Below are 23,736 nucleotides of genomic sequence, written 5' to 3' on the forward strand. Positions count from 1 at the left end.
CTCGACCGCCCCTCCGGTCACCCCTCGACGGTCCTCCGCCCGCTCATTCCCTCGGCGCCTGGGCGGTGGAGCCGCGGACCACCAGCTCCGGCTCGAACAGCAGCTCCTCGGACGGCACGGACACCCCGCCGATCTGCGCGTTCAGCACCTCCACCGCCGCCCTGCCCATGGCCTCGATGGGCTGGCGCACGGTGGTCAGCGGCGGCTCGGTGCAGTTCATGAACGCGGAGTCGTCGTAGCCGACCACGGACACCTGCGACGGCACGCCGAACCCCTTGCGGCGCGCGGCGCGTATCGCGCCCAGGGCCAGCGGGTCGCTGGCGCAGATGATGCCCGTGACGCCCCTGTCGATCAGCCGGGAGGCGGCGGCGTGGCCGCCCTCGATCGAGAAGATCGCCCGGGCCACGAACTCATCCGGAAGGTGGCCGGCGACCGCCCGCGCGGCGGTCAGCTTGCGTGCCGACGGCATGTGGTCACCGGGTCCGAGCACCAGGCCGATCCGCTCATGGCCGAGGGAGGCCAGATGCCGCCACGCCTGCTCCACGGCCACGGCGTCGTCGCAGGAGACAGCCGGGAAGCCGAGGTGCTCGATGGCCGCGTTGACCAGCACCACCGGGATGTTGCGCTCGGCGAGCAGCCGGTAGTGGTCATGCGGCGCGTCGGCCTGCGCGTACAGCCCGCCCGCGAACACCACCCCGGAGACCTGCTGTTGGAGCAGCAGCGCCACGTAATCGGCCTCGGAGACCCCGCCCTTGGTCTGGGTGCACAGCACCGGCGTCAGCCCGAGCTGTGCCAGCGCCCCGCCGATGACCTCGGCGAACGCCGGGAAGATGGGGTTCTGTAGCTCGGGCAGCACCAGCCCCACCAGCCGGGCCCGGTCGCCCCGCAGCTGCGTGGGCCGCTCGTAGCCGAGGACGTCCAGCGCGGACAGCACCGCCTGCCGGGTGGCTGCGGAGACCCCGGGCTTGCCGTTGAGTACCCGGCTGACCGTGGCCTCGCTGACACCGACCTTCTTCGCCACTTCAGCAAGTCGTCGCGTCATGCACGCAAGCGTAGCGCAAATACTGCAAGTCGCTTGCGTAAGAGAGGTGCAGAACGTGTGACTCCGGCGGCGACTCCCGGCTCGGAGCGGAAATCGCCGCGCGCCGCTGACGCGCGGATCGGGCGGCCGGGTGAGTTCGCGCAGGTCGGCAATTCGCCCTATTTGCCGCCCCAAAAGTATGGGTTGACAGCGGATCAGCCAACGATCTAGGTTCCTTTCGAGGGGGCTCGTTGGACGGGGGACGGGGACTGTAGTGAGTGTTTCGGAGTTGCGTGCGTCCGATATCACCCGGACCGCGCGGCTGGTCGGATGTGCTGCGTCAATGGACCGAATGATCGACCGGTTGACCTCCGGGATTGTCGCCTCGGTCCGCGCGGAATACGACCACTCGGTGCGGCGTGGCGGATTTATCGGCAATATCGACGCCGATCGCACAATCGATGCCGGTCATGCGGCCTGTGCCGAGGGTGAGCGCCGGCAGTCGGCCGAGGTCACCGTATGCGAGTCCCTCGACTCTCCCGGCTCCATCGCCGCCACGCGAGTCACGCTCGAAGAACACTTCCCATTCGATCCCTTTCTCGGGTTTGCCGCCGCATGTAATCCCGGCCGTACTGCCGTTTAAGAAGCGTTACGCCATCAGTTGGCAAGCGAAAGCGACAGCATCAGCGGAATAACCGCGAAAAGCAATTTCCATCAGTCGTCGGGGAAGGCTGTGTTGTGGGGAATTCAGGCGCACCCAAATCCCGTGGTCTCAGCGCGGCCATGAGCAATCTCTTCGAGCGGACCAGGAGAAACGAATCCACCGGCATTGTGCCGATCGACCGGGGCAAGGAGCTGAGGGCGTCGTTCGCCCAGCAACGGCTGTGGTTTCTGGACCAGTTGGAACCCGGCAACGCCTCGTACAACCTCCCCTTCGCGGTCCGGGTGCGCGGCCGCTTGGACATCTCCCATCTCTCCCGGGCCCTTTCGCTCGTGGTCGCCCGGCACGAGGCGCTGCGCACCACCTTCGGCGAGGCCGGCGGTCAGCCGGTGCAGCGGATCGAGCCCCCCGCCCCCGTCCCGGTGCGCCTTGAGGTGGTGTCCGGCGGCTCGGAGGAGGAGCGGCTGGCCGAGGTCCGGCGGCTCGCCGGAGCCGAGATCACCGAGCCCTTCGACCTGAGCACCGGGCCCCTGCTGCGAGCCAAGGCGCTGCGGCTGGACGAACAGGATCACGTCCTGCTGCTGACGGTGCACCATGTGGCAACGGACGCCTGGTCACAGGGCATTGTGGTGCGTGAGCTGTCCCTCGCCTACGCGTCGCTCGACGCCGGGCGCGAGCCCGTACTGCCCCCGCTGCCCGTGCAGTACGCGGACTACGCGGAGTGGGAGCGCGACTGGCTGTCCGGCCCGACCCTGCGCCGCCAGCTGGACTACTGGACGAAGCGGCTCGACGGCATGGCGCCCGCGCTGGAGCTGCCCACCGACCGGCCCAGGCCCTCGGTCGCCAGCCAGGAGGGCGACGCGGTGCGCTGGGAGTTGCCGCCCGAACTGATCCGGGCGGCCCGTCGGCTGGGCGCCGGTGAGAACGCCACCCTCTACATGACCCTGCTCGCCGCTTTCCAGCTGGTACTGGGCCGGTACGTGGACAGCGAGGACATCACGGTGGGCACTCCCGTGGCCAACCGGGGCCGCGCCGAGGTCGAGGGGCTCATCGGGTTCTTCGTCAACACCGTGGTGCTGCGGACCGACCTGTCCGGCGACCCCACCTTCCGCCAACTGCTGGGCCGGGTCCGCGACATGGCGGCCGGTGCCTTCGCCCATGGCGACCTGCCCTTCGAGTATCTGGTGGAGCAGGTGCACCCCGAGCGGGACTTGTCGCGGAACCCGCTGGTCCAGGTGCTCTTCCAGATGATCAACGTACCGGCGGAGCGACTCGACCTGCCCGGCGCGCGGACCGAGCCCTACGACCACGGCGGCATCCTCACGCGAATGGATCTGGAGGTCCATCTCGTCGAGACCGGGGACGGGGTTCTGGGACACATCGTCTTCAGCAAGGCCCTGTTCGACACGAGCACCATTGAACGGCTGCTGCACCACGTCACCGTCGTCCTTCGGAACGTCCTGGCCGAGCCGGACCGGCGCATCTCCGAGATCTCGCTGCTCGACGAGGCAGAGCAGGCGAAGGTCCTGGAGAAGTTCAACACGACCACGGGCCCCGTACCCGCCGGATCCCTGCCCGAGCTCTTCACCGCCCAAGCCGAGCGCCGCCCCGACGCGGTGGCCGTGATCAGCGGTGGTGACCGGGTGACCTACGCCGAGCTGGATCAGCGGGCGAACCAGCTTGCCCATCTGCTGGAGGGCCGGGGGGTCGGCCCCGAGACCCTGGTCGGGCTCTGCGTCGATCGCGGCATCGAGATGATCGTGGCGATCCTCGCGATCCTCAAGCTCGGAGCGGCCTATGTGCCGATCGACCCCAACCACCCCCGGGACCGCGTCCAGTTCGTCCTGGCCGACTCCGGGGTGACCGTCGCCGTCACCCAGCGGCGCTTCACCAGCCTGCTCGAAACCCCGGAGGCGCCCGGGAGGCCCGATGCACCCGGGACACCCGATGGGCCCGGGACACCCGATACATCCGAGACGTCCGGGATCCGGCTCATCCTGCTCGACGCCGAGCGCGAACCGCTCGCCGGGCAGCCCCGGACCCCGCCCACGGCACGGCCCAGCGCCCAGAATCTCGCCTATGTCATTTACACCTCCGGTTCCACCGGAGTCCCCAAGGGCATCCTCATGCCCGCCACCTGTGTGCTCAACCTGGTGGCCTGGCAGAAGCGGGCCCTGCCGATCGGTCCCGACGCCAAGACGGCGCAGTTCGCCACGCTGACCTTCGACATCTCGTTGCAGGAGATCTTCTCGGCGCTGCTGTACGGCGAGACGATCGTCGTCCCCGACGAGGAACTGCGTATGGACCCCGTCGAGTTCGTCAAATGGGTCCACGCCCACGAGATCGACCAGCTCTTCGTCCCGAATGTGATGCTGCGGGCGATCTCGGAGGAGGTGGACCCGCACGGCACCGAGCTGGCCGCACTGCGCCACCTCTCCCAGGCCGGCGAACCCCTCTCCCTCCACCACGATCTGCGCGAGCTGTGCGCCCGCCGCCCCGAGCTGCGGCTGCACAACCACTACGGTCCCAGCGAAGCCCATGTGGTGACGTCGTACTCGCTCCCCGCCGAGGTGGCCGAGTGGCCGCTCACCGCACCCATCGGCCGCCCGATCGGCAACACCCGGGTGTATGTGGTGGACCGGCGGCTCCGGCCCGTCCCGGTGGGGGTGCCGGGTGAGCTGTGCGTGGCCGGAGAGGGGCTGGCCAGGGGCTATCTCGGCCGCCCGGATCTGACCGCTTCCCGGTTCGTGGCGGATCCGTTCCGCGGCGACGGATCGCGTATGTACCGCTCCGGCGACCTCGTGCGCTGGCTGCCCGACGGCAACCTGGAATTCCTCGGCCGGATCGATGACCAGGTGAAGATACGCGGCTTCCGGATCGAACCGGGCGAGATCGAGGCGATCCTCGCCCGGCACCAGGACGTTCTGCACGCGGCCGTGATGGTGCGCGAGGACACCCCCGCCGACAAGAGGCTGGTGGCCTATGTGGTGGCCGATGCCACCGCCGCGGACCGGCACGGCCGGCTGACCGAGACCCTGCGTCGGTACGTCGAGTCCGCGGTGCCCGAATACATGGTGCCCTCCGCGTTCGTCCTGCTGGACAGCATGCCCCTGACCTCCGGCGGCAAGATCGACCGGAAGGCGCTGCCCGCCCCCGATCTGCGCACCGTGCTCGAGGTCGGCTACGTCGCCCCCCGCACTCCCGAGGAAGAGGCCGTCTGCCGGGTTTACGCGGATCTGCTCGGCGCCACCAAGGTCGGCATCGACGACGACTTCTTCGCACTGGGCGGCCATTCCCTCATCGCCACCAGGGTGGTCGCCAGGCTCCGGTCCGCCGTCGGTATCGCCGTACCGCTGAAGACCGTCTTCCAGCAGCGCACCCCCCGGGAGCTGGCGGCCACGCTCACCGCCGCGGCTCGCTCCGCTCCCGAACCCGAGCTGCCGCCGCTGGTTCCCACACGGCGCGACCAGCCCGTCCCCCTCACCTTCGCACAGCAGCAGACGGACCTCTTCTTCGACGATCTCCTGAACGCCGGGCACTGGAACATCCCCATGGCGGTGCGGGTCTCGGGCGAACTGCACCTCGACTGCCTGCGACGGGCGATGGACCTGCTGATCGACCGCCACGAGGCCCTGCGCACCACCTTCGTCCGGGAAGCCGACGGATACGTCCAGGCGATCCGGCCGAGCGCGCCGGTCCAGGTGGAGGTGGCCGAGGCGCACGACGAGACCGAAGCCTCGGTACTGGCCGGCCAGGAGGCGGCCCGCCCCTTCGACCTCGCCCGCGGCCCGCTGGCGCGACTGCGCGTTCTGCGGCTGTCCGAGTCCGACCATGTGCTGGTGCTCACCCTGCACCACCTGGTCACCGACGGCTGGTCCCAGGGAGTGCTGGTCCGCGATCTGTCCATCGTGTACGCGGCGCTGCTGCACGGCACCGAACCCGATCTGCCACCCGTACCCGTCCAGTACGCCGATGTCGCGAGCTGGGAGCGGAAGTGGTTGCGCGGACCGCTGCTGCAACGCCAACTCGACTTCTGGAAGCGGCATTTCGAGGGCATGGCCCCCGCCGAACTGCCCACCGACCGGCCCCGCGCCGCATCGGCCCGCTACGAGAGCGACATCTTCCACTGGCGACTGCCGAAGGACGCCGTCGAGACCGCCCGACGGCTGGGCGAATCGTCCAACGCCACCTTGTACATGACGCTGCTGACCGCCCTGAAGGTGGTCATGTCCGCCCGCTCGGACAACCAGGACGTCCTCGTCGGTGTGCCCACGGCCAACCGTGGCCGGGACGAACTGGAGAACACGGTCGGCCTCGTCTCCAAGATGCTCGCGCTGCGCACCGAGGTGTCCGGCGCCACGGACTTCGGCACGCTGCTGGCCACGGTGCGCGATGCGATGTCCGACGCCCATACCCACCAGGACGTGCCCTTCGTATCCGTTCTCAAGCACATCGGTGACCACACCGCCGACCCCGCCGACCCCGCTGGCGGCACCGTCGGCGGCCGGGCCGGGACGCGGCTGTCGGACGATCCACCAGTGAAGGTGATCTTTCAGATCGTCAACACCCCGCCACGGCCACTCCGGCTCACCGGACTGACGGCCGAGCCGTTCCTGATGACCCACCCGCCGGTGACCGTCAACGTGGACATGGAGATCGACCTGTACGAGAGCGCGGAGGACGGCGGCCTCGCCGGCACCGTGCTGTTCAGCAAGTCCCTCTTCGACCGTGCCACGATCGAGCGGTTCTGCGACGACGTGGTGGCGGTCGTCTCCGCGGCCGCCGCGGATCCCGGACGGCCGGTCTCGCAGGTGTGGCAGGGCCGGGGCCGCGACCAGTGAACGATCCCGCCCCGAGGAAGCGCATGGAACCGGATGAGGCCGTCGCCGTTGTCGGAATGTCCTGCCGCTTTCCGCAGGCACCCGATCCCGAGGCGTTCTGGCGGCTGCTGAGCGAGGGCATCTCGGCCATCGGTGAGGTGCCCGCGGGGCGGTGGACCGACGACCGGCCCACGCCGTCCGGGACCGACGACCGGCCCACGCCGTCCGGGGCCGACGACCGGTCCACGCCGTCCGGGACCGACGACCGGTCCACGCCGCCCGCCATCCGCCGCGGCGGCTTCATCGACGGCGTCGACCGCTTCGACCCCGCGTTCTTCGGCATCTCACCACGGGAAGCCGCGGCGATGGACCCCCAGCAGCGGCTGATGCTCGAGCTGGCCTGGGAAGGGCTGGAGGACGCGGGCATCGTGCCCGCCACCCTGCGGGGCGCCACCGTCGGAGCGTTCATCGGCGCCGGGTCCGACGACTACGCCTCGCTGATCCGCGCCCGCGGCCGTTCACACCACACGCTGACCGGCACCCAGCGGGGCATGATCGCGAACCGGCTCTCCCATGTGTTCGGCCTGAGCGGCCCGAGCGTGACCGTGGACGCGGCCCAGGCGTCCTCCCTGGTGGCGGTGCACATGGCCGTGGAGAGCGTGCGCCGCGGCGAGTCACGGCTCGCGCTGGCGGGCGGGGTCAATCTGAACCTCTCGGCGGAGACCGCCGCCGATATCGCCGCGTTCGGCGCGCTCTCCCCGGACGGCCGCTGCTTCACCTTCGACGCACGCGCCAATGGCTATGTGCGGGGCGAGGGCGGCGGGCTCGTCGTGCTGAAGCCGCTCTCCGACGCTCTCGCCGACGGCGACACCGTCTACTGCGTGATCGAGGGCAGCGCGGTCAACAACGACGGCGGCGGCGCATCGCTCACCGCACCCGACCCGGACGGCCAGCGACAGGTGCTCCGGCTCGCCCAGCGGCGGGCCGCGATCTCCCCCGAGGCCGTTCAGTACGTGGAGCTGCACGGCACCGGAACGGCACTCGGCGACCCGGCGGAAGCGGCGGCCCTGGGCGCCGTCTTCGGCCGGAGCGGAGCGAGGCCGGTGCAGCTGGGGTCGGTGAAGACCAACATCGGCCATCTCGAGGCCGCCGCCGGTATCGCCGGACTTCTGAAGACGGCACTTGCCATCCACCACCGGCAGCTGCCGGCCGGCCTCAATTACCGCACGCCGAATCCCCGTATCCCCATGGGCGAGCTCAACCTGGAGATGCGCCTCGCACCGGGGGAGTGGCCGAGGCCGGACAACCGCCTGGTCGCCGGTGTCAGCTCTTTCGGGATGGGCGGCACCAACTGCCATGTGCTACTCGCCGAACCACTCGTCGGCGTCCCCTCCCACGCCTCCGCGCAGCACCCTGAGCCTGAGTCCCTCCCCAGCCCGATCCCGGCCCCGGCCCCGGCCCCGACCTCAATTCCGGCCCCGGCCCTGGTCCCGGTCCCGCTTCCGTTGTCCGGGGTGTCCGCTGCCGCGCTTCGCGGCCAGGCGATGCGGTTACGGTCGTATCTGGAGCGATCGCCGCACCTCACCGACCTCTCCTTCTCCCTCGCCACCACCCGAACATCCTTCGACCACCGTGCGGTGCTGATCACCGGGCAGGCGACCGACGCGGCACACGGCCTGGACGCGCTCGCCGAAGGCGGCACGGTGGCGGGTTTGGTGACGGGCACGGCGAGGGTGGCGGGAAAGCTCGCCTTCGCCTTCGCCGGCCAGGGCTCGCAGCGTCTCGGCATGGGACGTGAACTCAGCGCCGTCTTCCCCGTGTTCGCCCAGGCACTCGACGAAGTGTGCACGGCGCTGGACGCACACCTGGACCGGCCGCTTCGCGACGTGATCCACGGTGACGACGCCGAACTGCTCAACCGGACGGTGTACGCCCAGGCCGGACTCTTCGCGGTGGAGGTGGCGCTGTTCCGGCTGCTGGAGGATTTCGGCCTGGTACCGGACCTGCTGATCGGCCACTCCCTCGGCGAGGTGAGCGCCGCGCATGTCGCGGGTGTGCTGTCCCTGGCGGACGCCGCGGCCTTCGTCGCCGCCCGTGGGCGGCTGATGCAGGCCGTGACGGAGCCGGGCGCCATGGTCTCGCTCGAAGCCACCGAGGACGAGGTCACCCGGACGCTCATGGCGGGCGGGGCATCGGACGATGATGCCCGGGTCTGCGTGGCCGCGGTCAACGGCCCCACCGCCACGGTGATCTCGGGGGACGAGCGCGCCGTGCTCGACCTGGCGGTGGAGTGGACCCGCCGCGGACGCAGAACGAAGCGGCTCCGGACGAGCCACGCCTTCCATTCGCCCCATCTGGACCCCGTACTGGACGAGCTTCGGCACATCGCCGAGAGCCTCACCTACCGGGCGCCCCGGATCCCGCTGGTGTCGAATGTGACCGGCCGACGTGCCACGGCGGAAGAGCTGTGTTCTCCGGAGTACTGGGTCCGGCATGTCCGCCGGACCGTACGGTTCCTGGACGGTGTCCGCTGTCTGGAGGACGAAGGCGTCACCACCATCGTGGAACTGGGCCCGGACAAGGCGCTCACCACCCTGGCCCGCGACTGCCTGACCGGGCCCGGGACGCTGGTGGGCACCCTCCGTCGCGACCGGCCCGAGCCACCGGCCCTGGTCACCGCGCTGGCCGAGCTGTATGTCTCGGGTGTCGAAGTGGCATGGAGCCCGCTGGTGTCCGGTGGGCGGCGGATTCCACTGCCCACGTACGCCTTCCAGCGGCAGCGGTACTGGTTCTCCGCGCCCAGTCCCGAGACTCCCAGTCCCGAGACTCCCGGTCCCGAGACTCCCGGTCCCGAGAGCGGAACCACGCCTGGCCATGGGGTCACATCCGGGTCCGAGCGCACGGACACCGGCCTGAGCGGCGGCGAGGCACGCGACACCGGCACGCGCGACACCGGCCTGAGCGGCGGCGGGATGCTGGGCATGGTCCGGGCGCACGCGGCCGTCGTGCTCGGATACGAATCGGCCACCGCCATCGGCGCCGAGCACACCTTCAAGCAACTCGGGTTCGACTCGATCACCGCCGTCGAACTGTGCGAACGGCTCGGTGCGGCGACCGCCCTTCCGCTGCCCGGCACATTGCTGTTCGACTATCCGACGCCCGCCGCGCTCGCCGAGCATCTGCACCGCAGGCTCCACGGCCGGACGGATGAGCGGGCCGTGCCCGCGACCGTGCCAACACCTGACGGCGGCGATCCGGTGGTGATCGTGGGGATGGGCTGCCGGTTCCCCGGCCGGGCGCACTCGCCGGAGGACCTGTGGCGGATCGTGGCCGACGGCGAGGACGCCATCTCCGGCTTTCCGTCCGACCGGGGCTGGGACCTCGATGGCCTCTACCACCCCGACCCCGACCGCCCCGGCACGTCATACGCACGCGACGGCGGATTCCTGTACGACGCGGCCGAGTTCGACGCGGGGTTCTTCGGGATCTCACCGCGTGAGGCCGAGGCGATGGACCCGCAGCAGCGGCTGCTGCTGGAGACATCGTGGGAGGCGTTGGAGCGGGCGGGGATTCCCGCGGAGCACATCAAGGGCAGTAGCACGGGCGTGTTCATCGGCGCCTCGTCGGTCGGCTACGCGGCGGACGCCGGATCGGCGGCCGAGGGCTACCAGCTGACCGGCACCGCCGCGAGCGTGGCCTCGGGCCGGGTGTCCTACGCCCTGGGCCTCGAAGGCCCGGCGGTCACCGTGGACACGGCGTGCTCGTCCTCGCTGGTGGCATTGCACCTGGCCGTACAGTCGCTGAGGGCGGGCGAGTGCTCACTGGCTTTGGCGGGCGGTGTGACCGTGATGGCCACACCGGCGATGTTCGTGGAGTTCTCCCGCCAGCGTGGGCTGGCCACGGACGGTCGGTGCAAGGCGTTCGCGGCGGCGGCGGACGGCACGGGGTGGGCCGAAGGCGTCGGGGTGCTGGTGGTCGAGCGGTTGTCGGATGCTGAGCGGCTTGGGCATCGGGTGTTGGCGGTGGTGCGTGGTAGTGCGGTGAATCAGGATGGTGCGTCGAATGGGTTGACGGCGCCGAATGGTCCGTCGCAGCAGCGGGTGATCCGACAGGCGTTGGCGAGCGCGGGTCTTGTGGCGTCGGATGTGGATGCGGTGGAGGCGCATGGTACGGGTACGACACTGGGCGACCCCATCGAGGCGCAGGCTCTGCTGGCCACGTACGGTCAGGACCGGGATACCAATCGGCCGTTGTGGTTGGGGTCCCTGAAGTCGAACATCGGTCACGCGCAGGCGGCCGCGGGTGTGGCTGGTGTGATCAAGATGGTGATGGCGATGCGGCATGGGGTGTTGCCGCGAACGCTGCACGTCGATGAGCCGTCGCCCCACGTCGACTGGTCCGGCGGCCGGGTAGAGCTGCTCACCGCGACAACGCCATGGCCCACGAACGGTGGCCTTCGCCGAGCGGGCGTCTCCTCGTTCGGAGTGAGCGGCACCAACGCTCACGTCATCCTGGAGCAGGCCCCCGAGATTGCCCAGCCGACCGGGCCCATCGAGGAAGGCGACCGCGAAGCGGCGGCTGTCGCCTGGGTGTTGTCGGGACAGGGCGAGGCTGGACTGCGGGCCCAGGCCGAGCGGTTGCGCGCCTTCATGGCGGCCGATCCCCGCCCCACTCCGGCGGAAGTGGGATGGTCACTGGCGTCAACACGTACGACGTTGTCACACCGCGCGGTGGTCGTGGGCGCTGGACACGACGAGTTGCTGCGTGGTGTGAATGCGGTGGCGAACGGGACACCCGCGCCGGGGGTGGTACGGGGCACCGGATCCTCCGGGGACGTGGTGTTCGTCTTCCCGGGGCAGGGGTCGCAGTGGGCCGGAATGGCCTTGGAACTGCTGGAGCATTCACCGGTGTTCGCGGAGCGGATGCGTGAATGTGCCGATGAGCTGGCGCCGTTCGTCGAGTGGTCGTTGTTCGATGTGCTGGGCGATGAGGTTGCGCTCGGCCGGGTTGATGTGGTGCAGCCGGTGTTGTGGGCGGTGATGGTGTCGTTGGCTGAGCTGTGGCGTTCGTTTGGTGTGGTGCCGTCGGTGGTGGTGGGTCATTCGCAGGGTGAGATTGCTGCGGCGTGTGTGGCGGGTGGTCTGTCGCTGGAGGACGGTGCTCGTGTGGTGGCCTTGCGGAGCAGGGCATTGCTGGCTCTGTCGGGTCGGGGTGGGATGGTGTCGGTTCCGGTGGCTGCCGATCGGCTGCGGGGTCGTGCGGGGTTGTCGGTGGCGGCGGTGAATGGTCCGGCGTCGACGGTGGTGTCGGGGTCCGTTGAGGTGCTGGATGGGGTGTTGGCGGAGTTCCCGGAGGCCAAACGGATCCCGGTGGATTACGCCTCGCATTCGGTGCAGGTTGAGGGGATCCGGGAAGGGCTGGCGGAGGCGTTGGCACCGGTCCGCCCGTGTGCGGGTGAGGTGCCGTTCTATTCGACGGTGACCGGTCGGCTGATGGACACCATCGAATTGGACGCGGAGTACTGGTATCGGAATCTGCGTGAGACGGTGGAGTTCCAGAGCACCGTCGAAGCACTGATCGACCAGGGCCACACGGTGTTTGTCGAGGCCAGCCCGCATCCGGTGCTGACCCTCGGCATCCAGGACACCGCCGACGCCACTGACACCGACATCGTCGTCACCGGATCGCTGCGCCGCGATGATGGCACCGTCCAGCGGTTTCTGACCTCCCTGTCCGAGCTCCACGTGCGCGGTGTCCGGATCGACTGGGGCCCGCTCTTCGCCGGTGTTTCGCCCGTTGAGCTGCCGACGTACGCCTTCCAACGGGAACGGTTCTGGCTCGGGGCGGACATCGCCGAGTCCGCCGTGGACACGTGGCGATACCAGATCTCCTGGAAGCCGCTGCCGGACATGGACACCCCGGCCCTGTCCGGCACCTGGCTGGCCGTGGTCCCCGAAGGGGACGAGTGGGCCATGGCGGGCGCACGGGCGCTGGTCGAGTCGGGCACGGCCAGCGTCCGTACCCTCCAGGTGAGCCGCGACGCGGACCGCCGGACCCTGGCCGGGCTGCTGACGGACGCGGCGGGATCCGAAGACATCGCCGGTGTCGTCTCGTTCCTGGCCGCCGACGAAGTTCCGCATCCGGCCCACCCCGCGCTGTCCCGGGGGATGGCGCACACGGTCGAGCTGCTGTGCTCGCTCACCACTGCCGCGGTCGAGGCCCCGCTGTGGTGTGTCACCCGGGCGGCCGTCACGGCACTGCCCGCGGACCAGGCGCCGAGCCCCGCCCAGGCGGCGGTATGGGGATTCGGGCGGGTGGCCGGGCTGGAGCGACCCGAGCGTTGGGGCGGCCTGATCGACCTGCCCGTCCACTGCGACGCACACGTGCTGCGGCGGTTCGTCGCCGTACTCGCGCAGGCAGCCGGTGAGGACCAGGTGGCGGTGCGGCCATCGGCGGCCTTGGGCCGACGGTTGGAGCCTGCACCCAGGACCGGACCGGCCGGCACATGGCGCCCGCACGGCACGGTGCTGATCACCGGTGGCACCGGCGTGCTGGGCGCACATGTGGCACGGTGGCTGGCGCAGTCCGGCGCGGAGCACCTGGTGCTGCTCAGCCGCCGTGGCCCGCAGGCTCCTGGGGCGGCCGTGCTCGACGACGAGCTGACCGCGCTCGGCGTACGAGTGACCGTGACGGCCTGCGATGTGACCGACCGGGCCGCTCTCGCCGGGGTGCTGGCATCGGTGCCGGACCTCACCGCCGTGGTCCATCTCGCGGGGACCGTGCGATTCGGCAATTCCATCGACGCGGACCTCGACGAGTACGCAGGCGTCTTCGACGCCAAGGTCACCGGTGCCCTGCATTTGGACGCGCTCCTCGACCACTCGTCGCTGGAGGCGTTCGTCCTCTTCTCCTCGGCAGCGGCCGTCTGGGGCGGTGTCGGTCAGGCCGGTTACGCGGCGGCGAACGCCCTGCTCGACGCGGTGGCACAGCGGCGTCGCGCACGCGGTCTGCCGGCCACTTCGATCGGATGGGGCACCTGGGGTGGCAGCCTCGCGCCCGAGGACGAGGAGCGGCTGAGCCGCATCGGCCTGCGCCCGATGCGGCCGGAGGTGGCGGTCACCGAGCTGCGCCATGTCGTCGGATCGGCCGAGCCCTGCCCGGCCATCGCGGACGTCGACTGGGAGACCTTCGGCCCGGCCTTCACGGCAGGCCGGCCCAGTCCCCTGCTCAGCGAGTTGCCGCAGCTGCGAAACACCTCCGGCTCCATGGCGGTGGCCGGCGACCACGCCGCATTGCGGAGGCGACTGACCGGGGTGTCCGCGGTCGACCAGGCCCGGACGCTGGTGGACCTGGTACGCGAACACGCGGCCGAACTCCTGGGGCACCGCGGCCCGGCGGCGATCGACCCCACAGTGCCATTCCGGCAGCTGGGGTTCGACTCGCTGACGGCGGTCGAGCTGCGGACCCGGCTGAACGCGGCCACGGGACTGCGCCTCCCGGCCACCTTGCTGTTCGACCACCCGAGCTGCCGGGCGGTCGCCGATCTGCTGCGCTCGGAACTGCTCGGCGACCGGTCGGACTCTCTCGCGGCGTCGTCCGCCACGGAGGCTGTGCCCGCCGGCGTGGTGGCCTCCGACGAGCCGATCGCCATCGTCGCGATGAGCTGCCGCTTCCCGGGAGGCATCGAAACCCCCGAGGACTTGTGGCGGGTGGTCAGCGAGGGCCGGGACGTGCTCTCCGACTTCCCCGACGACCGCGGCTGGGACGTGGACGCGCTGTACGACCCGGACCCGGACCGGCCCGGCACCAGCTATGTGCGTACCGGCGGATTCCTCCACGACGCCGCGGAGTTCGACCCGGAACTCTTCGGGATCTCCCCGCGTGAGGCGCTGGCGATGGATCCCCAGCAGCGGCTGCTGCTGGAGTCGGCGTGGCAGGTCCTGGAGCGCGCCAGGATGGCGCCGACCTCCCTGCGATCCAGCAGGACCGGTGTCTTCATCGGTGGCTGGGGCCAGGGTTACCCCTCGGCCTCGGACGAGGGGTATGCCCTGACCGGCGCCGCGACCAGCGTGATGTCCGGTCGTATCGCCTACGCGCTGGGGCTGGAGGGCCCCGCCCTGACCGTGGACACGGCATGTTCGTCCTCGCTGGTGGCGCTGCATCTGGCGAGCGAGGCGCTACGGCGTGGCGAGTGCTCGCTGGCGCTCGCGGGCGGCGTGACGGTGATGGCGACGCCCAGCACCTTCGTGGAGTTCTCACGCCAGCGCGGGCTGGCCCCGGACGGGCGCTGCAAGCCGTTTGCCGGGGCGGCGGACGGCACGGGGTGGGGCGAGGGAGTGGGCATGCTGCTGTTGGAGCGGTTGTCGGACGCCGAGCGGCTTGGGCATCGGGTGTTGGCGGTGATGCGGGGTTCGGCGGTGAATCAGGATGGTGTGTCGAATGGTTTGACGGCGCCGAATGGTCCGTCGCAGCAGCGGGTGATCCGGCAGGCGTTGGCGAGCGCGGGTCTTGTGGCGTCGGATGTGGATGCGGTGGAGGCGCATGGCACGGGTACGACGCTGGGTGATCCGATTGAGGCGCAGGCGTTGCTGGCCACGTACGGCCAGGGCCGGGACGCGGATCAGCCGTTGTGGTTGGGGTCCCTGAAGTCGAACATCAGTCATACCCAGGCGGCCGCGGGTGTGGCTGGTGTGATCAAGATGGTGATGGCGATGCGGCACGGGGTGCTGCCGCAGACGCTGCACGTCGATGAGCCGACCCCGCATGTGGACTGGTCCGCCGGGGCGGTGCGGCTGCTGACCGAGCGGACCCCGTGGCCGGAGACCGACCGGCCGCGCAGGGCGGGCGTCTCCGCCTTCGGAGTGAGCGGCACCAACGCCCATGTGATCGTGGAGCAGGCACCGGAGGCCGAGTCCATCGAGCCGCCCCGGACCGATCCGGTGACGGTGCCCTGGGTGCTGTCGGGCGCGAGCGAGGCGGGCCTGCGGGCGCAAGTCGAAGGCTTGCGGGCCTTCGCTGACGACAACCCCGCGCTCGATCCGGTGGATGTGGGCTGGTCGTTGGCGTCCACACGTGCGCTTCTGCCGTATCGCACCGTCGTCGTGGGCACCGGCCTCGACGAGTTGCGGCGTGGGTTGGACGCGGCGGAGGTGGTGGGCGCGGCCGAGCCGGACCGTGGCGCCGTGTTGGTGTTCCCGGGGCAGGGGTCGCAGTGGGTTGGGATGGCGTTGGAGTTGGTGGGGTCGTCGCCGGTGTTTGCGGGGCGGTTGGGTGAGTGTGCGGATGCGTTGGCGCCGTTTGTGGAGTGGTCGTTGTGGGATGTGTTGGGTGATGAGGTGGCGTTGGGGCGGGTTGATGTGGTGCAGCCGGTGTTGTGGGCGGTGATGGTGTCGTTGGCTGAGTTGTGGTGTTCGTTTGGTGTGGTGCCGTCGGTGGTGGTGGGTCATTCGCAGGGGGAGATTGCTGCGGCGTGTGTGGCGGGTGGTCTGTCGCTGGAGGACGGTGCGCGTGTGGTGGCCTTGCGGAGCAGGGCGTTGCTGGCTCTGTCGGGTCGGGGTGGGATGGTGTCGGTTCCGGTGGCTGCTGACCGGCTGCGGGGTCGTGTGGGGTTGTCGGTCGCGGCGGTGAATGGTCCGGTGTCGACGGTGGTGTCGGGGTCTGTTGAGGTGCTGGATGGGGTGTTGGCGGAGTTCCCGGAGGCCAAGCGGATTCCGGTGGATTACGCCTCGCACTCGTCGCAGGTGGAGGAGGTGCGGGAGGGGCTGGCGGAGGCGTTGGCGCCGGTGCGGCCACGTGCGGGTGAGGTGCCGTTCTTTTCGACGGTGACCGGTCGGCTGATGGACACCGTGGGGTTGGATGCGGAGTACTGGTATCGGAATTTGCGTGAGACGGTGGAGTTCCAGTCCGCGATCGAGGGGCTGCTGGAGCTTGGCCATACGGTGTTTGTCGAGGCCAGCCCGCATCCGGTGTTGACCGTCGGCATCCAGGACACCGCCGACGCCACCGACACTGACGTCCTCGTCACCGGATCGCTGCGCCGTGACGGCGGCGACCTTGCCTCATTCCTCACCGCGCTGGCCCGGCTGCATGTCCGGGGTGTCGCGGTGGAGTGGCGGGAGGCGTTCTCCGGGCTGGACGCCCACGTCGTGGACCTGCCGACCTACGCCTTTCAGCGTCGGCGCTTCTGGGCGGCCTCCCTGCGGCAGACACCCGGGGCGGCCGAGTTCGACCATCCCCTCTTGGGCGCGGTGGTGCCCTTGCCCGATTCCGGCGGCGGTCTGCTCACGGGCGTGCTCACGCTGGCCGGACAGCCATGGCTGGCCGAACACTCGGTGGCCGGTGTGGTCTTGTTCCCGGGTACGGGGTTTGTGGAGTTGGTGTTGCAGGCGGGGTTGAGGTGGGGGTGTGGGGTGGTTGAGGAGTTGACTTTGGAGGGGCCGTTGGTGGTTCCGGAGCGGGGTGAGGTTGAGGTTCAGGTTTCGGTGGGTGGTGTGGATGGGGCGGGGTGTCGGTCGGTGTCGGTGTTTTCGTGTCGTGGGGGTGAGTGGGTTCGGCATGCGGTGGGTGTGCTTGGGGTGGGTGAGGGTGTGGTGCCGGGTGGGGAGGTGTGGCCGCCGGTGGGTGCGGAGTGGGTTGGGGTGGAGGGGGTTTATGGGGTTTTGGCGGAGCGGGGGTATGCGTATGGGCCGGTGTTCCAGGGGTTGCGGGACGCCTGGCGTAGGGGAGACGAAGTCTTCGTCGAGGTGGAGGTACCGGCGGAGGCACGGGCGGACGCGGCTCGCTGCGCCATCCATCCCGCGCTGCTCGACGCAGGGCTGCACGGCGTCGGATTGGGCGGCCTGATCAGCGACGACGGCCGGGCGTACCTGCCGTTCTCCTGGAGCGGGGTCAGGCTCCACGCGGTCGGCGCATCCGCTGTCCGGATGACGCTGACACCCGCCGGGCCGGACGCGGTGTCGCTGAGGGTGACCGATGAGGCGGGCGAGGCGGTGCTGACGGTGGACTCCCTCGTCCTCCGCCCGGTTACCGAGGGACAGCTCGCCGAAGCCGAGATCGGCAACCGCGATGTGCTTCATCGAGTGGAGTGGGTGGATGCGGGGGCGTGTTCGGTGGGGTCGTTCGTGGAGTGGGGTGAGGTGGCCGCTGGTGGGGCGGTGCCGGATTGTGTGGTGTTGGCCGGGGTTGATGTGGCGGGTGTGTTGGAGGTCTTGCGGGCGTGGGTGGTGGAGGAGCGGTTTGAGGGTTCGCGGTTGGTGGTGGTGACGAGGGGCGCGGTGTCGGTGAGTGGTGAGGGTGCGGAGGATGTGGGCGGTGGTGCGGTGTGGGGGTTGGTGCGGTCGGCGCAGTCGGAGCACCCGGGGCGGTTTGTGCTGGTGGATGCCGATGTGGACATGGATGTGGTGCCGGATGTGGTGGGGCTGGGGGAGTGGCAGGTGGCGGTGCGTGGGGGGCGGGTGTGGGTGCCACGTCTGGTGGATGCGGGTGTGAGCGTGGGTGGTGGTGTGGTGCGTGGAGAGCTGGGTTCGGGTGTGGCGTTGGTGACGGGCGGGACGGGGTTGCTGGGTGGGTTGGTGGCGCGTCATTTGGTGTCGGCGTATGGGGTGGGTGAGTTGGTGTTGGTGAGTCGTCGGGGGCCGGATGCGCCGGGTGTGAGGGCATTGGTGGGGGAGTTGGAGGGGTTGGGTGCGCGGGTGCGGGTGGTGGCGTGTGATGTGGCGGATCGGGGTGCGGTGGCGGAGCTGGTGGGGTCGATCGAGGGGTTGCGGGTGGTGGTGCATGCGGCGGGTGCGGTGGATGACGGGGTGATCGGTTCGTTGGACGCGGGACGGTTGCGTGGGGTGATGGGGGCGAAGGCGTGGGGTGCTTGGCATCTGCATGAGCTGACGCGCGAGTTGGATCTGTCGGCGTTCGTGTTGTTCTCGTCGGCGGCGGGTGTGTTGGGCAACGCGGGCCAGGGCGGTTACGCGGCGGCGAATGGCTTCCTGGACGCGCTGGCGGTTCACCGTCGGGGGCGGGGACTGCCCGCGGTGTCGATCGCGTGGGGCTTCTGGGAGGAACGCAGCGAACTGACCGCCGACCTGGCCGAGGTGCAGCTGTCGAGGATCTCCCGGTCCGTGGGGGCCAGCATCAGCAGCGCACAAGGACTGGATCTGTTCGACGCGGCGCTCGCCGCCGACGAGCCGATGGTGCTGGCCACACCCCTGAACCTGCCCGCGTTGCGGGACCAGGCCGCCGCGGGCACATTGCCCTCGATCCTGAGCGGACTGGTCACCGCTCCCGTCCGCCGGGCAGCCGACACCGGGCGCACTCCGGCCGGGCTGCGGCACCAACTCGCCGGGGTGACAGAGGCCGAAAGGCAGCACCAGGTCATGCGCCTGGTGCAGGAACATGTGGCCGGCGTTCTGGGCCATGCCTCCGTGGAGTCGGTCGACACCTCGCGGACCTTCCAGGAGATCGGCTTCGACTCGCTGACCGCCGTGGAACTGCGCAACCGGATCAGCGCCGCCACCGGCATACGGCTGCCCGCCACCGCGGTCTTCGACCACCCCACGCCCCGGCTGCTGGCCGAGCGGGTGCTGGCCGAGGTAGGGGGCTCCCTGCCGACCGCCGCCCCGATCGCGCCGGTGTCGGCTGTGGACGACGAGCCGATCGTGATTGTGGGCATGAGCTGCCGCTTCCCCGGCGGCGTCGAGTCCCCCGAGGACCTGTGGCACCTGGTCCACTCGGCCACCGACGCGGTCTCCGGGCTACCCACGGACCGTGGCTGGGACCTGGCCACCTTGTCCGGTGCCCAGGGCGGCGTCGGCGCTTCGTACGCCCGGGACGGTGGATTCCTTTACGACGCGGCTGCGTTCGACGCCGGATTCTTCGGGATCTCGCCGCGCGAGGCGACCGCGATGGATCCGCAGCAGCGGCTGCTGCTCGAGGCGGCCTGGGAGGTGTTCGAGCGGGCCGGAATCGCCCCGGACACGCTCAAAGGCAGCCGGACGGGCGTCTTCACCGGCGTGATGTACCACGACTACGGCTCGTGGCTCACCGATGTCCCGGAGGACGTCGAGGGCTATCTGGGCACAGGCATCGCGGGCAGTGTGGCGTCCGGGCGGCTCGCCTATACGTTCGGCCTGGAGGGGCCTGCCCTGACGGTGGACACGGCCTGCTCCTCTTCCCTGGTGGCGCTGCATTTGGCGACCGAGTCGCTACGGCGCGGGGAGTGCTCGCTGGCACTCGCGGGCGGAGTCACCGTACTGGCGACTCCGCAGGTCTTCGTGGAGTTCACACGCCAGGGCGGACTCGCATCGGATGGCCGGTGCAAACCCTTTGCCGCCGGTGCGGATGGGACGGGTTGGTCGGAGGGTGTCGGGCTGCTGCTGCTGGAGCGGTTGTCGGATGCTGAGCGGCTTGGGCATCGGGTGTTGGCGGTGGTGCGTGGTAGTGCGGTGAATCAGGATGGTGCGTCGAATGGTTTGACGGCGCCGAATGGTCCGTCGCAGCAGCGGGTGATCCGGCAGGCGCTGGCGAACGCCGGGCTCGCCGCCCGGGATGTGGATGCGGTGGAGGCGCATGGTACGGGTACGACGCTGGGTGATCCGATCGAGGCGCAGGCGCTGCTTGCCACGTACGGTCAGGGTCGGGATGTGGGTCGGCCGTTGTGGTTGGGGTCGGTGAAGTCGAACATCGGTCATACGCAGGCGGCTGCGGGTGTGGCTGGTGTGATCAAGATGGTGATGGCGATGCGGCACGGTGTGCTGCCGCGGAGTCTGCACATCGATGAGCCGACACCGCATGTGGATTGGTCCACCGGCGCGGTGGAGCTCCTGGAGGAGCACACGGGCTGGCCGGAGGCCGGGCGGCCCCGCCGAGCGGGTGTCTCGTCGTTTGGGGCGAGCGGCACCAACGCCCATGTGATTCTTGAGCAGGCCACCGACATGGCGGATGAACCTGAGCAAGGGCCGGAGCGGAACGAACTGCCGGCGATTCCCTGGGTGCTCTCCGCTGGCGACGAGGCGGGTTTGCGGGCGCAGGTCGTACGGCTACGGGCCTTCGCGGACCGGAATCCGGATCTGGATCCGGCGGATGTGGGGTGGTCGTTGGCGACTGGGCGTGCTGGGTTGTCGCATCGTGCGGTGGTGGTGGGTGCGGATCGTGAGGAGTTGTTGGGGGCTTTGGCGGGTGCTCCGGTGGTGGGTGTTCCGGTGGCGGGTGGGTTGGGTGTGTTGTTTGCGGGTCAGGGGTCGCAGCGGTTGGGGATGGGGCGTGGGTTGTATGAGGCGTATCCGGTGTTTGCTGCGGTGTGGGATGAGGTGTGTGGGGAGCTGGATCGGTATCTGGATCGGCCTGTGGGTGAGGTGGTGTGGGGTGATGATGCCGGGCTGATCGGGGAGACGGCGTATACGCAAGCGGGGCTGTTCGCGTTGGAAGTGGCGCTGTTTGCGTTGGTGTCCTCGTGGGGTGTGAAGCCGGACTATCTGCTGGGTCATTCGATTGGTGAGTTGGCTGCGGCGTATGTGGCGGGTGTGTGGTCGTTGGAGGACGCGGCCAGGGTGGTGGCGGCGCGGGGTCGTTTGATGCAGGCGTTGCCGTCGGGTGGGGCGATGGTGGCGGTGGCGGCGTCGGAGGATGAGGTGCGGCCGCTGCTGACCGATGGGGTGGCGGTTGCGGCGGTGAATGGTCCCGAGGCGGTGGTGGTCTCGGGGGATGAGGATGCGGTGCACGCCATCGAGGAGACGTTCGCCATGGGTGGGGCGCGGACGCGGCGGTTGCGGGTGAGTCATGCGTTCCATTCGGCTCGTATGGACGGCATGCTCGCCGAGTTCGGCGAGGTGCTGAACGGCGTTGAGTTCCGTGCTCCGAGCGTGCCCGTCGTATCGAACGTGTCCGGTGTGGTGGCGGGTGAAGAGCTCTGTTCGCCGGAATATTGGGTGCGGCATGTGCGGGAGACGGTCCGGTTCGCCGATGGGCTGGACACCCTCCGCGGGCTGGGGGTGGGTTCCTTCCTGGAGCTGGGGCCGGACGGGACGTTGACCGCGCTGGCCGACGGCGATGGACTGCCGGTGCTGCGCCGGGACCGCCCGGAGCCCCTGACCGTCATGGCTGCTTTGGGCGGGCTGCACGTCCGGGGCGTCCAGATTGACTGGGATGCGGTGTTCCCGGGTGCTCGGCGGGTTGATTTGCCGACGTATGCCTTCCAGCGTGAGCGGTTCTGGTTGGAGTCGTCCCCTGAGCGGTCTGCGACGAGCGCGGTGGACGCGGCGTTCTGGGATGCGGTCGAGCGTGGGGATCTCGGTTCGTTCGGCATCGATGCCGAACAGCCGCTCAGCGCCGCACTGCCCGCCCTCTCGTCCTGGCGGAGGGCGTGGCAGGAGCAGTCGGTTATCGACGCGTGGCGTTATCGGCTCGGCTGGACGGCGATCCCGGCGGTGCCGGGGGAGGTGGTCCTCACTGGCACGTGGCTGGTTGTGGTCGAGCCGGGTGCGGACGGCACCGATGTGGCTGCTGCGTTGCGGTCGGCCGGGGCCAGTGTCGAGGTTGTGACGGGCGTGACGTCGGCGGAGCTGGGCGCGGGGCCGGTCGCGGGTGTGGTGTCGTTGTTGTCGGTCGAGGCGACGGTGTCGCTGCTGCAAGCCCTTGTGGCGGCTGAGGTGGATGGCCCGTTGTGGTGTGTCACGCGTGGTGCGGTCTCGGCGCTCGACGGGGACCTGGTGGATCCTGACCAGGCCGGCATCTGGGGTCTGGGCCGGGTGATCGGTCTGGAGTATCCGGATCGTTGGGGTGGGTTGATCGATCTGCCTGCCGAACTGGACGATCGTGCTGGGAGGGCGCTGGTCGGCATTCTCGCGGGGGACGCGGGTGAGGATCAGGTGGCCATCCGTGCCGCCGGGGCTTGGGGCGCCCGTTTGATGCGGGCGGTGACGCCGATGGGGGGTGTGGGTGAGGTAGCGGCCAGGTGGTGTGGGCGTGGTACTGCGCTGGTCACCGGTGGTACGGGTGCTCTGGGTCGGCAGGTGGCGCGTTGGCTGGTGGACAGGGGTGTGGAGCGGGTTGTGCTGACGAGCCGTCGGGGGGGCGAGGCGCCGGGTGCCGGCGAGCTGGTGGCCGAGTTGGGGAGCCGGGTGCGGGTTGTGGCCTGTGATGTGGGTGATCGTGAGGCGCTCGCGGCTGTTCTGGCGACGGTTCCGGATGTGCGGATCATCGTGCATGCGGCGGGTGTCCTTGACGACGGGGTGCTTGAGTCGCTGTCCCCTGAGCGGGTCCGTGCGGTGATGCGGGCCAAGGCCGAGGGCGCCCGCCATCTCCATGAGTTGACCCGTGACACCGACCTTGATGCTTTCGTGTTGTTCTCCTCGGCTGCCGGGACTGTGGGCAATGCGGGTCAGGGGAGCTATGCGGCGGCCAACGCCGTTCTGGACGGGCTGGCGTGGCGGCGTCGGGCCGAGGGCCTGGTGGCCACGTCGGTGGCCTGGGGAGCCTGGGCCGACAGCGGCATGGGAGCCGGGCACGCACGGGCCATGGCACCACGGCTGGCGCTGGCAGCCCTTCAGCGAGCGTTGGACGACGACGAAACCGCACTGATGATCGCAGACATCGACTGGGAGCACTTCGGCTCCCGGTTCACCGCCGTACGGCCGAGCCCGCTGCTGAGCGAACTGCTGCCCCGCTTCAGCGCGCCGATGGAACCGGTCGAGGCACTCGCCACCCGGTTGCGGGGCATGTCGCGGATCGAGCGCGATCGGGCGGTGCTGGAGCTGGTCCGTGCCCAAGTGGCGGCCGTGCTGGGGCATGCGAAGCCCGCTTCGGTCGACCCCTCGCGGACCTTCCAGGAAGTCGGCTTCGACTCGCTGACCGCGGTGGAGCTGCGGAACCGGCTGGCCACCGCCACCGGCGTACCGTTCCCGGGGTCGGTCATCTTCGACTATCCGACTCCCGCGGCGCTCGCCGACCATGTCCGGGCCCGGTTCGTTCCGGACAAGGACGAGGACGAGGGCGGCGCGGCGTCCGTGCTCGACGAGCTGACCAGGCTGGAAGCCGTGCTGTCCGACCTGTCCCCGAGCGACGTGGCCGGTGCCGAGGTCGCCGCGAAGATCAAGAGCCTGCTGTCCCATTGGGGAGCGGCCACCAACAGTGACATCGACATGGATTCCGCGACGGACGAGGAGATGTTCGACCTCCTCGGCAAGGAGTTCGGGATCTCGTGAACCTGCCGTCGAGTTCGCCTCCGAGTGAGTCCAGCACCGCGT

The 23,736-nt window shown here is 69.9% G+C and carries 4 protein-coding genes; 3 read left to right on the forward strand and 1 reads right to left on the reverse strand.

Features of this window, described 5'->3' with window-relative positions; translation table 11 throughout:
• Nucleotides 1-43: 43 nt before the first annotated feature.
• On the reverse strand, nt 44-1,042 hold the full coding sequence (locus KHP12_RS45405; RefSeq protein ID WP_208653165.1) for a LacI family DNA-binding transcriptional regulator: 999 nt from the start codon (nt 1,040-1,042) through the stop codon (nt 44-46).
• A gap of 331 nt (nt 1,043-1,373) precedes the next feature.
• Here KHP12_RS45405 and KHP12_RS45410 point away from each other — a divergent pair, with 331 nt between their 5' ends.
• The 3 genes from KHP12_RS45410 (at nt 1,374) to KHP12_RS52620 (ending at nt 23,694) form a co-directional block, all read left to right on the forward strand.
• On the forward strand, nt 1,374-1,664 hold the full coding sequence (locus KHP12_RS45410) for a hypothetical protein (RefSeq protein WP_210608962.1): 291 nt from the start codon (nt 1,374-1,376) through the stop codon (nt 1,662-1,664).
• Nucleotides 1,665-1,804: 140 nt separating this feature from the next.
• Entirely contained in the window at nt 1,805-6,523 is a 4,719-nt protein-coding gene (locus KHP12_RS45415; RefSeq protein WP_211834573.1) for a non-ribosomal peptide synthetase, read from the forward strand.
• A gap of 23 nt (nt 6,524-6,546) precedes the next feature.
• On the forward strand, nt 6,547-23,694 hold the full coding sequence (locus tag KHP12_RS52620; protein ID WP_211834574.1) for a type I polyketide synthase: 17,148 nt from the start codon (nt 6,547-6,549) through the stop codon (nt 23,692-23,694).
• Nucleotides 23,695-23,736: the final 42 nt, after the last annotated feature.

This window comes from Streptomyces asiaticus (assembly GCF_018138715.1).
GTDB classification, from domain to species: Bacteria; Actinomycetota; Actinomycetes; order Streptomycetales; family Streptomycetaceae; genus Streptomyces; species Streptomyces asiaticus.

Coding starts and splice junctions, on each gene's coding strand:
- KHP12_RS52620 (WP_211834574.1), top strand. CDS start 6,547: ATGGAACCGGATGAGGCCGTCGCCGTTGTCGGAATGTCCTGCCGCTTT.
- KHP12_RS45410 (WP_210608962.1), top strand. CDS start 1,374: ATGATCGACCGGTTGACCTCCGGGATTGTCGCCTCGGTCCGCGCGGAA.
- KHP12_RS45415 (WP_211834573.1), top strand. CDS start 1,805: ATGAGCAATCTCTTCGAGCGGACCAGGAGAAACGAATCCACCGGCATT.
- KHP12_RS45405 (WP_208653165.1), bottom strand. CDS start 1,042: ATGACGCGACGACTTGCTGAAGTGGCGAAGAAGGTCGGTGTCAGCGAG.